At 67.1% G+C, this 13797-nt stretch carries 11 protein-coding genes; 3 read left to right on the top strand and 8 right to left on the bottom strand.

Annotation, left to right across the window (positions count from 1 at the left end):
* Nucleotides 1-86 precede the first annotated feature (86 nt).
* From glgX to glmS, 4 genes are all read right to left on the bottom strand, one after another.
* Complete coding sequence (gene glgX, locus ACTIMO_RS08345) at nt 87-2273, bottom strand: glycogen debranching protein GlgX (protein WP_055768216.1); 2187 nt, start codon at nt 2271-2273, stop codon at nt 87-89.
* A gap of 144 nt (nt 2274-2417) precedes the next feature.
* The gene (locus ACTIMO_RS08340; RefSeq protein WP_448182118.1) at nt 2418-3980 is read right to left on the bottom strand and encodes a bifunctional ADP-dependent NAD(P)H-hydrate dehydratase/NAD(P)H-hydrate epimerase; all 1563 of its coding nucleotides are present in this window, start codon (nt 3978-3980) and stop codon (nt 2418-2420) included.
* A 44-nt stretch (nt 3981-4024) separates the two neighbouring features.
* A complete protein-coding gene (locus ACTIMO_RS08335) occupies nt 4025-4396 on the bottom strand; it encodes a holo-ACP synthase (protein ID WP_055769276.1) in 372 nt (123 codons plus the stop codon).
* 57 nt (nt 4397-4453) lie between these two features.
* Nucleotides 4454-6394 (bottom strand): glutamine--fructose-6-phosphate transaminase (isomerizing), encoded by a 1941-nt coding sequence (glmS, locus tag ACTIMO_RS08330; protein WP_422390380.1) that lies wholly within the window; start codon nt 6392-6394, stop codon nt 4454-4456.
* Nucleotides 6395-6455: 61 nt separating this feature from the next.
* Here glmS and coaA point away from each other — a divergent pair, with 61 nt between their 5' ends.
* Together coaA and ACTIMO_RS08320 are read left to right on the top strand one after the other, a co-directional pair.
* Nucleotides 6456-7433, top strand: coding sequence for a type I pantothenate kinase (coaA, locus tag ACTIMO_RS08325; protein WP_448182117.1), 978 nt, complete (start codon nt 6456-6458; stop codon nt 7431-7433).
* A gap of 2 nt (nt 7434-7435) precedes the next feature.
* Nucleotides 7436-8296, top strand: a complete 861-nt coding sequence (locus ACTIMO_RS08320; RefSeq protein WP_448182116.1) for a D-alanyl-D-alanine carboxypeptidase family protein — start codon at nt 7436-7438, stop codon at nt 8294-8296.
* Nucleotides 8297-8570: 274 nt separating this feature from the next.
* On the opposite strand, the gene yjfF is transcribed toward ACTIMO_RS08320, so the two are convergent.
* The 4 genes from yjfF to ACTIMO_RS08300 form a co-directional block, all read right to left on the bottom strand.
* Complete coding sequence (gene yjfF, locus ACTIMO_RS08315) at nt 8571-9584, bottom strand: galactofuranose ABC transporter, permease protein YjfF (RefSeq protein ID WP_448182115.1); 1014 nt, start codon at nt 9582-9584, stop codon at nt 8571-8573.
* Complete coding sequence (locus ACTIMO_RS08310; RefSeq protein ID WP_448182114.1) at nt 9584-10615, bottom strand: ABC transporter permease; 1032 nt, start codon at nt 10613-10615, stop codon at nt 9584-9586. Before ACTIMO_RS08310 ends, yjfF begins: the two co-directional genes overlap by 1 nt.
* Nucleotides 10612-12135, bottom strand: coding sequence for a sugar ABC transporter ATP-binding protein (locus ACTIMO_RS08305; RefSeq protein WP_448182113.1), 1524 nt, complete (start codon nt 12133-12135; stop codon nt 10612-10614). Before ACTIMO_RS08305 ends, ACTIMO_RS08310 begins: the two co-directional genes overlap by 4 nt.
* A 105-nt stretch (nt 12136-12240) precedes the next feature.
* On the bottom strand, nt 12241-13218 hold the full coding sequence (locus ACTIMO_RS08300; RefSeq protein ID WP_448182112.1) for an ABC transporter substrate-binding protein: 978 nt from the start codon (nt 13216-13218) through the stop codon (nt 12241-12243).
* 278 nt (nt 13219-13496) lie between these two features.
* Here ACTIMO_RS08300 and ACTIMO_RS08295 point away from each other — a divergent pair.
* A partial coding sequence (locus tag ACTIMO_RS08295; protein WP_448182111.1) for a LacI family DNA-binding transcriptional regulator occupies nt 13497-13797 on the top strand: 301 nt, incomplete at its 3' end.

Genomic DNA, 13797 nt, shown 5'->3' with positions numbered 1-13797 from the left:
GGTGGTGCGCTCGGGTCGAGCGCGAGGGGTGCACCCGGCTGGACTGCGCGGGTGCACCCCGTGGTGCTGCGTGGTGCCGGGTGGTGCTAGGGGGTGCCGGTCTTCGCCGTGACCTCGTTGGCGAGGATGGCCAGGGACGCCGCGACCGAGTGGTCGAGGTCCTCGACCTCCGAGTGCGCCCGCAGGACGACCATCGACTTCCCCTCGACCGCGATGGTCTTGCCGGCCGGGATCGCCTCACTGTCCGCGTACTTGCCGGCCGTGTCGATCACCTCGTCCCACGACGTCCCGTACTCGTCCGAGGGGATCGTGAAGTCCACGGCCTCGTCGTGCGCGTTGAAGTACAGCAGGAAGTTGGCGTCGACGATCCGCTGGCCGCGGGCGTCACGCCCCTGGATGCCCTGGCCGTTGAGGAAGACACCGATCGAACGGCCGAAGCCGCTGTCCCAGTCCTCGGGGGCCATGAGCTCGCCGGCGGTGTCCAGCCACACGATGTCCGGCAGCGCCTCGCCCTCGCCGCGGCGCACGGGGCGTCCGTCGAAGAAGCGGCGGCGGCGGAACGTGGGGTGCTCGGACCGCAGCCGGTTGACGGCCGCGGTGAATTCGAGCAGCGGCTGGTCCATCTTGTCCCAGTGCACCCAGCTGAGCTCGGAGTCCTGGCAGTAGGTGTTGTTGTTGCCCTCCTGCGTACGGCCGAGCTCGTCGCCGTGCAGCAGCATCGGCACGCCCTGCGAGAGCAGGAGGGTGGCGATGAAGTTGCGCTGCTGGCGCACCCGGATCGCGAGGACCTCGGGATCATCGGTGGGCCCTTCGGCCCCGCCGTTCCAGGAGCGGTTGTGCGATTCGCCGTCGTTGTTGTCCTCGCCGTTGGCCTCGTTGTGCTTCTCGTTGTAGGAGACGAGGTCGCGCAGGGTGAAGCCGTCGTGGGCCGTGACGAAGTTGATGGACGCGACGGGGCGGCGCATCGAGTGCTCGTACAGGTCCGCCGAGCCGGTGAGCCGCGAGGCGAACTCACCGATGCTCGAGTGCTCGCCGCGCCAGAAGTCGCGCACGGTGTCGCGGTACTTGCCGTTCCACTCGGTCCACTGCGGCGGGAAGTTGCCCACCTGGTAGCCGCCGGGGCCGACGTCCCACGGCTCGGCGATGAGCTTCACCTGCGAGACGATCGGGTCCTGCTGGACGAGTTCGAAGAAGGCCGAGAGCCGGTCCACCTCGTAGAACTCGCGGGCCAGGGCCGAGGCGAGGTCGAAGCGGAAACCGTCCACGTGCATCTCGGTGACCCAGTAGCGCAGCGAGTCCATGAGCAGCTGCAGGGAGTGCGGGTTGCCGACGTTCAGCGAGTTGCCGGTGCCGGTGGTGTCCATGTAGTACTGCTTGTCGTCCTCCACCAGGCGGTAGTACGCCGCATTGTCGATGCCGCGCATCGAGATGGTGGGGCCCATGTGGTTGCCCTCGGCGGTGTGGTTGTAGACCACATCGAGGATGACCTCGATGCCGGCGAGGTGCAGCTCGCGCACCATCGCCTTGAACTCCTGGACCTGCTCACCCTGGTCGCCGGAGGAGTTGTACTTGTTGTGCGGCGCGAAGAAGCCGATGGTGTTGTAGCCCCAGTAGTTCGAGAGGCCCTTCTCCTGCAGCGTGCTGTCGTTCACGAACTGGTGCACGGGCATGAGCTCGATCGCCGTGACGCCGAGCTTCTGCAGGTGCGCGATGACGGACGGGTGCGCCACGCCGGCGTAGGTACCGCGCTGCTCCTCGGGGATGTCCGGGTGCAGCTGCGTGAGGCCCTTGACGTGGGCCTCGTAGATGACGGACTGGTGGTAGGGCGTCCGCGGCATGCGGTCGCCGTCCCAGTTGAAGAACGGGTTCACGACGACGCCGAGCATCATGTGGGCGGCGGAGTCCTCGTTGTTGACCGAGTGCTCGTCACCGAAGTTGTAGCCGAACAGGGCCTGGTCCCAGTCCAGGTCACCGGAGATCGCCTTCGCATAGGGATCCAGCAGGAGCTTGTTCGGGTTGCAGCGGTGTCCCTCGGCCGGATTGTTGGGGCCGTGCACGCGGTAGCCGTACTTCTGGCCCGGGGTCACGTGCGGCAGGTAGCCGTGCCACACGTAGCCGTCGACCTCCTTCAGCTCGACGCACGTCTCGGTGCCGTCGTCGTCGAAGAGGCAGAGGACCACGGAGTCCGCGATCTCGCTGAACAGCGCGAAATTCGTGCCGGTGCCGTCATAGGTGGCTCCCAGGGGGTAAGCATCGCCGGGCCATAGTTCCATTGGTTCTCCTTGGTGTCATACGCCACGATCCCCTCGGGGCCGTGGCGGTGGTGCTCGCAGTCTCCGGGGTCCTGGTGCCCCGGAGCGCCTGCTCCATACATAGCGCATTCGTCTGTCGACGCGGTCAACGGCGTCGACCCTCTCCTACGGGACGGCGGCTAGGCGACGCCCTTCGAGGAGGTCGGCGACGACGGCTCCGATGTCCGACGGGAGGGTCGAGACGACGACGGGTCCGCGCAGCGCGGCCCGCTGTCCGGCACGGCCGTGCAGCAGTGCCCCGGCGGCCGCGGCCGCCGCCCAGAGGTCCTCCTGCGCGACGCCGACGCGACCGGCGGCGTCGTCGTCCTCGGCCAGGGTCGCGGCGAGCGCCCCGATGATGCCCGCGAGGGTGTCACCCGAGCCCGCGGTGGACAACCAGGGGCTCGCGTCGGTCTGCGCGAACAGGGTGCCCGACGGCGCCGCGACGACGGTGGTGAAGCCCTTGAGCAGCACCGTGGCGCCGGTCATCTCGGCTGCGCGGAGAGCATAGTGCGCGGGCTCGGCCTCGATGGCCGCCCGGTCGGCGTCGACACCGCGCCCGGCAAGCAGTTGGCTGAGTTCACCGGCATGGGGAGTCAGGATCACCTGGGGTCCCACGCGCTCGGGCACTTCGGAGAGCGCACCGGCATCCACCACCACGGGCAGTCCGGCGGCGATCGCCTCGACGGCGCGCACGCGCTGGTCCTCGTCGTCCACGGCGCCCGGACCCACGAGCCAGGCCTGCGACCGGGCCTCGCCGACGGAACCGCCGGAGGCCACCACCTCGGGGTTGCGCTGGTGGACGAGGGCCGCGACGGCGTCGGGACCGAGATAGCGGACCATGCCGAGACCCGTGGCGATCGCCGCGCCGACGGCCAGGGCCGCAGCGCCGGGGTAGCGGGCCGAACCGGCGGCGACGCCGAGGACCCCGCGGGAGTACTTGTGGTCCTGGGCCGTGGGACGGCGCAGGAGGGCGGCGACATCGGCGTCGAGCAGGCTCCGGACCGCGGGGGTGAGGGCGGAGAGATCCAGCCCGAGGTCGACGACGTTCAGCTCCCCCGCCGCCAGGGCACCGTCCCCGAGCAGGAGTCCGGGCTTGGCGGCACCGAACGTGACGGTGGCGTCCGCGCCGATGACCGGTCCGTCGACGCGCCCCGTGTCGACGCCGATCCCGCTCGGCAGGTCGCAGGCGATCACGAGCGCAGTCCGCCGTCCTCGGGGTCCGGCGACGGTGGTGAAGGCTTCGACGAAGCTCCGGGCGGTGCCGCGCAGGTTCCCGCCCGAGCCCGTGCCGATGATGCCGTCGAGGACGAGGTCGGCACTGGCGGCGTGGAGGGCGAGCGCTTCCGCGTCGGCGCCGTCGTCGAGTCTGACGCTCGTGCCCCCGGCACGGAGGAAGGCATCGAGCGAGGCGGTTTGCACGCGGTGCGACAGGAGGACGGCCGTGGCGCCGACGCCGCGGCGGAGGAGCCGCTCACCCGCGTACAGGGCGTCCGCACCGTTGTTGCCGCTGCCTGCGAGGACGACGGCGGTGGCGCCGTAGGTGCTGCGGCCGGCCTCACGCAGCAGCCCGAGCGCGACGCCGAACAGCCCGTGCGCCGCCCGTTGCATCAGGGCGTCACCCTGCCCGGCGTCGATGAGGGGAGCTTCCGCGGCGCGGACGTCTCCCCCGGAGAAAGCTTCAAGCATATGGTCGAGCTTAGCGGTTCGCGGGCCGGTCATCAGTACGGTTACTATCTGGTGCCCGACGGTGTATGGCCTTCTGCGACGACCATCGCCGTGGCGAGGCCGCCGTCGTGGCTGATGGACAGGTGCCACGTCTCCACCCCGCGGGCGCGGGCGGCGTCGGCCACCGTCCCGTCGACGACGACCGAGGGCGCACCCGCTGCGTCGACGTCGATGGTGCAGTGCTGCCAGTTCATCCCCACGGGAGCGCCGATCGCCTTCGCGATGGCCTCCTTGGCAGCGAAGCGCGCGGCGAGGGACCGCGTGTTCAGCAGTCGCTCGGACGGTACGAAGAGCCGCTCCAGGAGGGCGGGGGTACGTTCGAGCTGCTTCCGGAAGCGCTCGATGTCGACCACGTCGACGCCGATCCCGACGATCACCAGGACGCCCCGCACGGTGCCGCCGCGGCACGGAGCCGCGGCGGCATCCCGACGGATCTACTCAACCGTGACCGACTTCGCCAGGTTGCGCGGCTGGTCCACGTCGTAGCCCTTCGCGCTGGCCAGGGCCAGGGCGAAGATCTGGAGCGGGACGGTGGTCAGCAGCGGTGCCAGCAGCGTCGGCGAGGCCGGCACGTAGAAGACGTGCTCGGAATAGGCCTCCACCGAGGTGTCGCCCTCTTCGGCGATCACGATCGTCACGGCGCCGCGGGCGCGGATCTCCTGGACGTTGGAGACGACCTTGGCGTGCAGGGAGTCGCGGGCGCTCGAGGACGGCATGACCACGACGACGGGCTGGCCCTCCTCGATCAGGGCGATCGGTCCGTGCTTGAGCTCGCCGGCGGCGAAGCCCTCTGCGTGGATGTACGCGAGCTCCTTGAGCTTGAGCGCACCCTCCATGGCCACGGGGAAGCCGACATGGCGGCCGAGGAACAGCACCGACTTCGCGTTCACCATGTCTGCGCCGAGCTGCTTGATCTTATCGGCGTCGTCGAGGATCGCCTGGATCTTCGCCGGGATGGCGGACAGGTCGGTCAGCACGTCGGCGATCTCGTCGCGGTACTTGTTGCCGCGCAGCTGCGCCAGGTATAGGCCCAGCAGGTAGGCGGCGGTGATCTGGGCGAGGAACGCCTTCGTCGAGGCGACGGCGATCTCCGGTCCGGCATGCGTGTAGAGGACGGCGTCGGATTCGCGCGGGATGGTGGACCCGTTGGTGTTGCAGATGGCGACCACCTTGGCACCCTGCTCGCGGGCGTAGCGGACGGCCATGAGCGTGTCCATGGTCTCGCCCGACTGCGAGATGGCCACCACGAGGGTCTTCTCGTTCACGATCGGGTCGCGGTACCGGAACTCGTGGGAGAGCTCCACCTCGGTGGGGATACGGCACCAGTGCTCGATCGCGTACTTGGCGACCTGGCCGGCATACGCGGAGGTACCGCAGGCGAGCACCACGATCTTGTCGACCGAGCGGAGGATCGACTCGTCGATGCGCAGTTCGTCGAGGACGAGGTTCCCGGAGACGTCGGAGCGGCCGAGAAGCGTCTGGCCGACGGCGTCGGGCTGGTCGTGGATCTCCTTCTCCATGAAGGAGTCGAAGCCGCCCTTCTCGGCGGCCGCGGCGTCCCAGCTGACGTGGAACTCCGTGCCCTCGGCGGGCGCGCCGAAGAAGTCGGTGATCGCGACGGCGTCGGGCGTGATCGTCACGATCTGGTCCTGGCCGAGCTCGACGGCGCGGCGCGTGAAGTCGATGAAGCCCGAGACGTCGGACCCGAGGAAGTTCTCGCCGTCGCCCAGCCCCACCACGAGGGGCGAGTTGCGGCGGCCGGCGACGACGACGCCCGGCTGGTCCTGGTGGATGGCGAGGAGGGTGAAGGCGCCCTCGAGGCGCTGGCAGGCCTGCTGCAGGGCGAGGGTCAGGACGTCGCCCTGGACACCGCTGTCGACGAGTCCGCGGTAGATGTAGCCGACGAGGCCGGCAGCCACCTCCGTGTCGGTGTCGGACAGGAAGGTCAGCCCCTCACCGGTCAGCTCGGCCTTCAGCTCGGCGTAGTTCTCGATGATGCCGTTGTGGATCAGCGCGAGCCGGTCGCCGTCCGCGAGGTGCGGGTGCGCGTTCTGGTCCGTCGGTCCGCCGTGGGTCGCCCAGCGCGTATGGCCGATCCCTGTGAGCGAGCGCGGCAGCGGGTCCGCTGCCAGTTCCGCGACGAGGTTGGTGAGCTTCCCCGCCTTCTTCCGCGACTCGATGCCGGCCGGCGTGATCACGGCGACGCCTGCCGAGTCGTACCCGCGGTACTCCAGGCGCCGGAGCCCCTCCATGACGACGTCGAGCGCCCCGTGCCGCGCGTCCGCCGCTTCCTGATCGAACGCCGGAGCGACCGATTCGAGAGCCGATGATCCCTGGCCGTGGTCCCGGCCTACATACCCCACAATTCCACACATGGGTCCAAGCGTACCGGGGGCCGTGTTTGTTCTTGCGCAGGCCACCGGGCAGAATCGTCGGGTGAGTGACAGAAGCACGGGGACGCAGCAGGCCACCAGTGCCGAATCCTTCACACCGTTCGTCGAACTGGACCGCCAGATGTGGTCCCGGCTCTCCCATGAGATCGAGAGCCCGCTCAACATGGAGGACGTGCAGCGCCTGCGCGGTCTCGGGGACGCGCTGAACCTCGACGAGGTCCGGGAGGTCTACCTCCCGCTCTCCCGCCTCCTCAACCTCTACATCGCGGCGGCCGGCCGGCTCCACGCGGCCACCAACACCTTCCTCGGCGAGACCACGACGCGCACGCCGTTCGTGATCGGCGTCGCCGGGTCCGTGGCGGTCGGCAAATCGACGACGGCGAGGGTGCTGCGGGAGCTCCTGAGGCGGTGGCCGGACACCCCCGAGGTGGAACTGATCACCACGGACGGCTTCCTCTACCCGAACGCGGAACTCGAACGGCGCGGCCTGATGCAGCGCAAGGGCTTCCCGGAGTCCTACGACCGGCGCCGCCTGCTGCGGTTCGTCAGCGAGGTCAAGAGCGGCGCCGCCGAGGTCACCGCGCCCTGGTACTCGCACCTCACCTATGACATCGTCCCCGGTCGGGAGGTCGTGGTGCGGCGGCCGGACGTCCTGATCGTCGAGGGGCTCAACGTGCTCGCACCCGCCCGGCCGAGGCCGGACGGCATCACCGGGCTCGCCCTCAGCGACTTCTTCGACTTCTCGATCTACGTCGATGCGAAGACCAGCAACATCCGGCAGTGGTACGTCAACCGCTTCCAGTCGCTGCGCTCCAGCGCGTTCGCCGACCCGGAGTCCTACTTCCACCGGTACGCCACACTGACCGACGAGGAAGCACGGCTGAAGGCCACCGACATCTGGGAGCGCATCAACGAGCCCAACCTGGTGGCGAACGTGCTGCCCACGCGCGGGCGCGCCCAGCTCGTCCTCACCAAGGATGCGGACCACTCCGTCCGCCGCATGCTCCTGCGGAAGACCTGACGGTGCGGGCGGCACCGCTGGCGGCGGCACTCGTGCTCGCCGTCGGCCTCTCGGCCTGCTCCTCCCCCGCCGCTGATGTCCTGGCGGCCGATACTTCGACGGCGGCCGCGTCCGCCCCGGCCGGCATCCCCCAGGGCGCGGCAGACCTGCCGGCGCCACCCGGCGTGCTCCCCGCGCCCGCGCAGCGCACCCCGGGTCCCGCCGTGACGGAGGACACGGCGGCCGCAGGACGCGCGACGCCGTCGCCGGCGGCTCCCGCCCGCAGTTCCGACACGCACCTGGATCCGGCAGCCACCGACGTCGTCGTCAACAAGCGCCGGCCCTTGGTTCCCGTCGACTTCGCGCCGTCAGGCCTGCGGCAGCCGGACGTCGCGACGGCCACCGACAACGGCCTGCTCCGGCCGGACACCGCCACTGCCGTGGAGGAGATGTTCGCGGCCGCGTCGGCCGACGGCGTCGGCCTCGTCCTGGTCAGCGGGTACCGGTCCTACGCGAACCAGGAGTCCACCTACGCGTACTGGGTGGGTCAGTACGGTGACCAGGCCGGCGCGGACACCGTCTCCGCGCGGCCGGGGCACTCGGAGCACCAGACCGGGCTCGCGTTCGACATCGGCCAGGCGGACGGCGCGTGCACGCTGGTCTCCTGCTTCGCGGGCACCGCGGCGGCCCGGTGGGCGGCCGAGAACGCCGCCGAGTACGGGATCATCCTCCGCTACCCGCTCGGCTCCGACGGGACCACCGGGTTCTCGGCGGAGCCGTGGCACTTCCGCTTCGTGGGACGGGACGTCTCGCTCGCCATGCAGGACGCCGGGACCCGGACCCTCGAGGAGCACTTCGGGCTGCCGGCGGCGCCGTCGTACTGATCCAGATCATCCATCCGGGTACTTTCTGCAGAGGCTCGCAACTCGACGCTGCAATGGCTGGCAGCCCAGAGAGATGTCCCCAGCGCCTTGACCAGCGGTAGTCGATCGAAACAAGTTTTATCGTGGTTCCGTCCCGTCAAGCTAGCTTTACAGAAGGTCAGTTATCGAGCAGCCAGCTCTACTATCCGATCTGTACATCGGTGTGCCGCCGGGGTATCGCGCCCTCGACGGCACACCGGGTCGAGGATCTCCCGGAGCGCGCCTCGTTCGCCGATCAGGTGAGTTTGACCTTCCGGGAGAAGAGTTTCTGCAGCAATATGAAGGCGAGTAGCAGAGCGCCGATGACGATCCGCGTCCACCACGAGCTCAAGGTGCCTTCGTAGGAGATGAAGGTTTGCACGATGCCGAGGATGAGGACGCCCGCGAGGGATCCGAGGACGTAACCGTAGCCGCCGGTGAGAAGCGTGCCGCCGACGACGACGGCGGCGATGGCGTCGAGTTCCAATCCAGTTGCTGCGAGGCTGTACCCGGAGAGACTGTAGAAGGAGAAAAGGATGCCGGCGATGGCCGAGCACAGTCCGCTGATGCCGTAGACGAGAACTTTGGTGCGGGGCACGGCCAGTCCCATCAGGAGGGCTGACGATTCTCCGCCACCGATGGCGTAGACGGTGCGACCGAAGCGGGTCTGGTGTAGCAGGTAGACCGCCAGAGCCACCACGAGGAGTGCGATGACGACTCCGGGGGAGATGAACATCCGGCCGCCGAGGGGGATGCGGGCCTGAGCCATGGCGGTGAAGAAGGGATCCGTGACGGTGATGGAGTCGACACTGATCACGTAGCAGAGGCCGCGGGCGAGGAAGAGCCCGGCCAGTGTCACGATGAACGGCTGGATCTCGAAGACCTGTATGACGAGGCCCATGAGGAGTCCGAAGGTGGCTCCGGTCAGGAGGACTAGGGCGATGACTGCGACGGGGTTCCAGCCGGCTTGTAGGAGAGAAGCCGCGATCATCATGGAAAGCGCTACAACGGATCCAACGGACAGATCGATACCGCCGGTGAGGATCACGAATGTCATTCCGACGGCGAGCACGATCAGGAAGGTGTTGTCGACCAGGAGGTTGAGGAAGACCTGACCGGAGAGGAATCCCGGATACATGACCGCGCCGGCGGCGAACATCGCCAGGAACAGGCCTACGGTCGCCAGGGTGGGGGCGTAGCGGGCTTTACCTTCCAGTTTGCTGATGCGGGTTCGTGTCAGAGGTGCCGGGGTGCGGGTCAGGGTCGACATCAGATGGCTACTTTCACGTCGGACGTCGCCGTGATGGGGCGTTTGCGTTGCTTGAGCAGCGTTCGTGCCTTGGTGGACTGCAGCAGACACACGATGATGACGACCAGTGCTTTGAACACGAGCGTGACCTCCGGGGGTATGCCGAGTGTGTAGACGGTGGTGGTGAGGGTCTGGATGATCAGCGCCCCGACAAGTGTCCCGATGAGGCTGTACCGGCCACCCGCAAGCGACGTCCCTCCGATGACGACGGCGAGGATGGCGTCCATCTCGATGTAAAGACCGGCGTTGTTCGCGTCGGCTGCGGTGACGTTGGAACTGATCATGAGGCCGGCGACCGCCGCGCACAATCCGCTGAAGACGTAGACGGTCAACGTGATGTTCCTGGCGTTGAGGCCGGCGAGTCGACTCGCGACGGGATTGATGCCGACGGCTTCGATCAGGGTGCCGAGGGCGGTGCGACGGGTCAGGAGCCCGGCGATGATGAAGGCAGCGGCGGCGATGAGGATGGCAATGGGTAGGCCCAGGAAGAAGCCCGCACCGATCGCCTGGTAGGGGTCGTTGGACACGGAGATGATTTGCCCGTCCGTGACCAGTTGCGCCAGGCCGCGCCCGGCCGTCATGAGGACAAGGGTGGCGATGATGGGCTGAATGCCGATGATGGAGACGAGAACTCCGTTCCAGAGTCCGAGGATCAATCCCGCTCCGACCGCGAGGGCGACTGCTACTGCGGCGGTCTGCAGCGAGGTTGGGTCGGCGGAGGTGGAGATGTAGGTGCAGGAGACGGCTCCCGCGATGGCGGCCACGGCTCCCACGGACAGGTCGATGCCGCGGGACGCGATGACGAGGGTCATACCGAGCGCAATGAGGATGGTGGGGGCGCCATTGCGGAGGATGTCGATCAGGCTGCCGTAGAGGTGGCCGTCCTGAATGCGGACGGACAGGAAGTCTGCGCGGAAGACTTGGTTTAGCAGAAGCAGGAGCACGAGGGCAAGGACCGGCCAGGTGAGGCGGTGTTTCAAGATCGCGTTCATGCGGCGGATCCCGCGATGATCGTCATGACGTCTTCCATGGTGACTCCGTCGTTGGGTAGGTCGGCGACCATGCGGCGGTCCTTGAGGACGGCGATGTGATCACTGAGGCGCAGGACTTCCTCGAGTTCGGCAGAGATGAAGATGATCGACATGCCGTCGGCGGCGAGGTTACTGATGAGTTTCTGGATCTGGGTCTTCGCGCCGATATCGATGCCACGCGTCGGCTCGTCGAGGATGAGAAGTTTGGGGTTCGTGATCAGCCAGCGTGCCAGGAGGACCTTTTGCTGGTTCCCGCCGCTGAGGTTGCGGATCAGTGCGTCCTTGTTCGCAGGCCGGATGTCCAGGGTCTTGATGAACTCCTCGGTGAGCTGGTCCTGCTGATGGCTGGGTACCCTTCTCAGCCACCCTTTGGTTGCCTGCATCGCCAGGACGAGGTTGTCCTTGACGGACAGGTCTCCGATCAGGCCCTCCTCCTTCCTGTTCTCGGAGGAGAAGGCGATGCCGTGGTCGATGGCGGTGCGGGGAGTGCGCAGGCTTTGTTCGGTGCCGCTGATACTCAGGTGCCCCTGGTCTGCGCGGTCCGCTCCGAAGAGCAGGCGTGCGGTCTCTGTCCGACCAGCACCTAGGAGGCCCGCAAATCCGAGGATTTCTCCGGGGTGGAGGCTGAAGGTGATGCCCTCGACAGATCCCTTCTTGCCGAGGTTCTCCGCCTGCAGGAGCGGTGTGGAGCCGGCCCTGTCGTGGCTGAGGCGGGGTTCGGCCTGGTCGAGTTCGGTCAGGGCGTCGAGTTCCTTACCCATCATCTTGGAGATGAGCGACATGCGGGGCAGCTCACGGGTCATGTACTCGCCCACGAGCCGGCCATTGCGCAGCACGGTCATGCGGTCGGAGATCTCGTAGACCTGTTCGAGGAAGTGGGACACGAAGAGGATGGCGACGCCACGGTTACGCAGGGAGCGAATAACTTCGAAGAGTTGTTGGACCTCGCCGGCGTCGAGGCTGGACGTCGGCTCATCCAGGATCAGCACCTTTGCGTCGACCTGGACCGAGCGGGCGATCGCGACCAGTTGCTGGATGGCGATGGAGTGGGAGGACAGCACGGAGCCTGGGTTGATGTGCCCCAGTTGAAGTTGTTCGAGTACGTCTTGCGCTTGTCGGCGGACTTCGCGCCAATGGATCCGTCCCTGACGACGCGGCTCCCGACCGAGGAGGATGTTCTCCTCGACCGAGAGATTCGGGCAGAGGTTCACCTCCTGGTAGACGGTGCTGATCCGAGCTTCCTGAGCTTCGGCGGGGGTCGTGAAGCTGTGCTCCCTGCCGAGGACGGTGATGGTGCCGCTGTCGATCGCGTACACGCCGGTCAGGGCTTTGATGAGCGTCGATTTACCGGCGCCGTTCTCGCCCATGAGCGCATGGACCTCACCCTGGAACAGACGAAGGTTCACGCCGTCGAGCGCTTTGACCCCCGGGAACTCGATGGAGATACCGCTCATGTCCACGACGGGGACGATCTCATTCATGTTTGCATCTTCCTGTGGTGGTATGCGGTGGGCTGCCGCCCACCGCATACCTTTCGTCGGCAGTCCGTCCGCCGGCTTCTTGACGGACGAAACCAGTCAAGGGGCTTAGTACTCGCGGCTGGCGAGGACTTCCTTGGCCTGCTCGGGAGTGAACGCTGACTCCTCGGTCACGACGCGGGCCGGCACTTCCTCGCCGGCGACGACCTTCGCTGCGAGGTCCATCAGCTGTTCGCCGAGGAGGGGGTTGCACTCGACGATGTAGTTGATTTTCCCCTCGGCCAGCGCCGTCATCCCATCCTTCACCGCGTCGACGGTGATGATCTTGATGTCTTTGCCCGGTACCTTGCCGGCAGCCTCGATGGCTTCGATGGCACCGAGCCCCATGTCGTCGTTGTGCGCGTAGACGACATCGATGTCTGGGGTGTTCTTCAGGAACGCTTCCATGACCTGCTTGCCACCGCTACGGGTGAAGTCACCGGTCTGGGATTCCACGATGGTGAGGTCCGGGTCAGCTGCGATCGCAGCTTCGAAACCTTCCTTGCGGTCGATCGCCGGTGCTGCTCCCGTGGTCCCCTGCAGCTCCACAATGTTCACGGGACCCTCGGTGGACGCCGAGTCCTCGACCAGCCAATCGCCGGCCTTCTTGCCCTCCTCCACGAAGTCGGACCCCAGGAACGTCTTGTAGAGCGAGGTGTCGGCGGAGTCGACCGCGCGGTCGGTGAGGATGACGGGGATACCAGCGTCCTTGGCTTCCTTGAGCACCGTGTCCCAGCCCGATTCCACGACGGGGGAGAAAGCAATGACGTCCACCTGCTGCTGGATGTAGGAGCGGATCGCCTTGATCTGGTTCTCCTGCTTCTGCTGGGCGTCGGAGAACTTGAGGTCCACGCCTGCTTCCTCCGCCGAGTCCTGGATCGACTTGGTGTTCGCCGAACGCCAGCCGCTCTCGGCTCCCACCTGTGCGAAGCCCATGGTGATGCCGTCACCCGACCCGCCGCCGCTGCCGGCATCGGTGCCTCCACCGCAGCCGGTGAGAACCAGGGCGGTCACGGCGAGAACCGGGACGAAAGATTTCTTGAACACTGCTGCCTCCTGAAATGTGGATCACAGCAAGAAGCATTTGCACCATCTTTGCTGCGTGGGCGTCATGCCCTGCGACCGAGTGTGAACGCTAACAATTCCTGCGTCAAGTGTTCTGAGTCACACTTTCGTAACGCCGCCGTTACCGTCCGGTCTGCAACGTTGTAGGAGGGAGCTGTCGCCATTCATGCATACTGGACCCGAGCAGGAGGGTGGCGTTGATGACTGATGTAAGTGCTCTGCGGGGGCCGAGCCTCACGGACGTGGCGACTCTGGCTGGGGTGAGCCATCAGACGGTGTCCCGTGTGGTCAATCGCCATCCGAACGTTAGTGAAGCCACCAGGGCCAGGGTTCGCGCCGCAATTACTGAACTCGACTACAGACCGAATGCTGCGGCTCGCTGGCTTGCCACGGGTAGAACCCATTCCTTCGGTGTCCTCGCCGGTGAGCTGGGACAGTACGGCCCCTCCAACGTACTGATGGGCATCCAGGAAGCAGCACGCGCGGCGGGCTACTTCCTCACTGTCATGACACTCGATGGCTACTCAGAGCCGTCCGTCGACGAAGCGCTGAGGGGGCTTC

The sequence above is a fragment of the Arthrobacter sp. CP30 genome, assembly GCF_053470025.1.
This window is presented reverse-complemented; position numbering and strand designations above follow the sequence as displayed.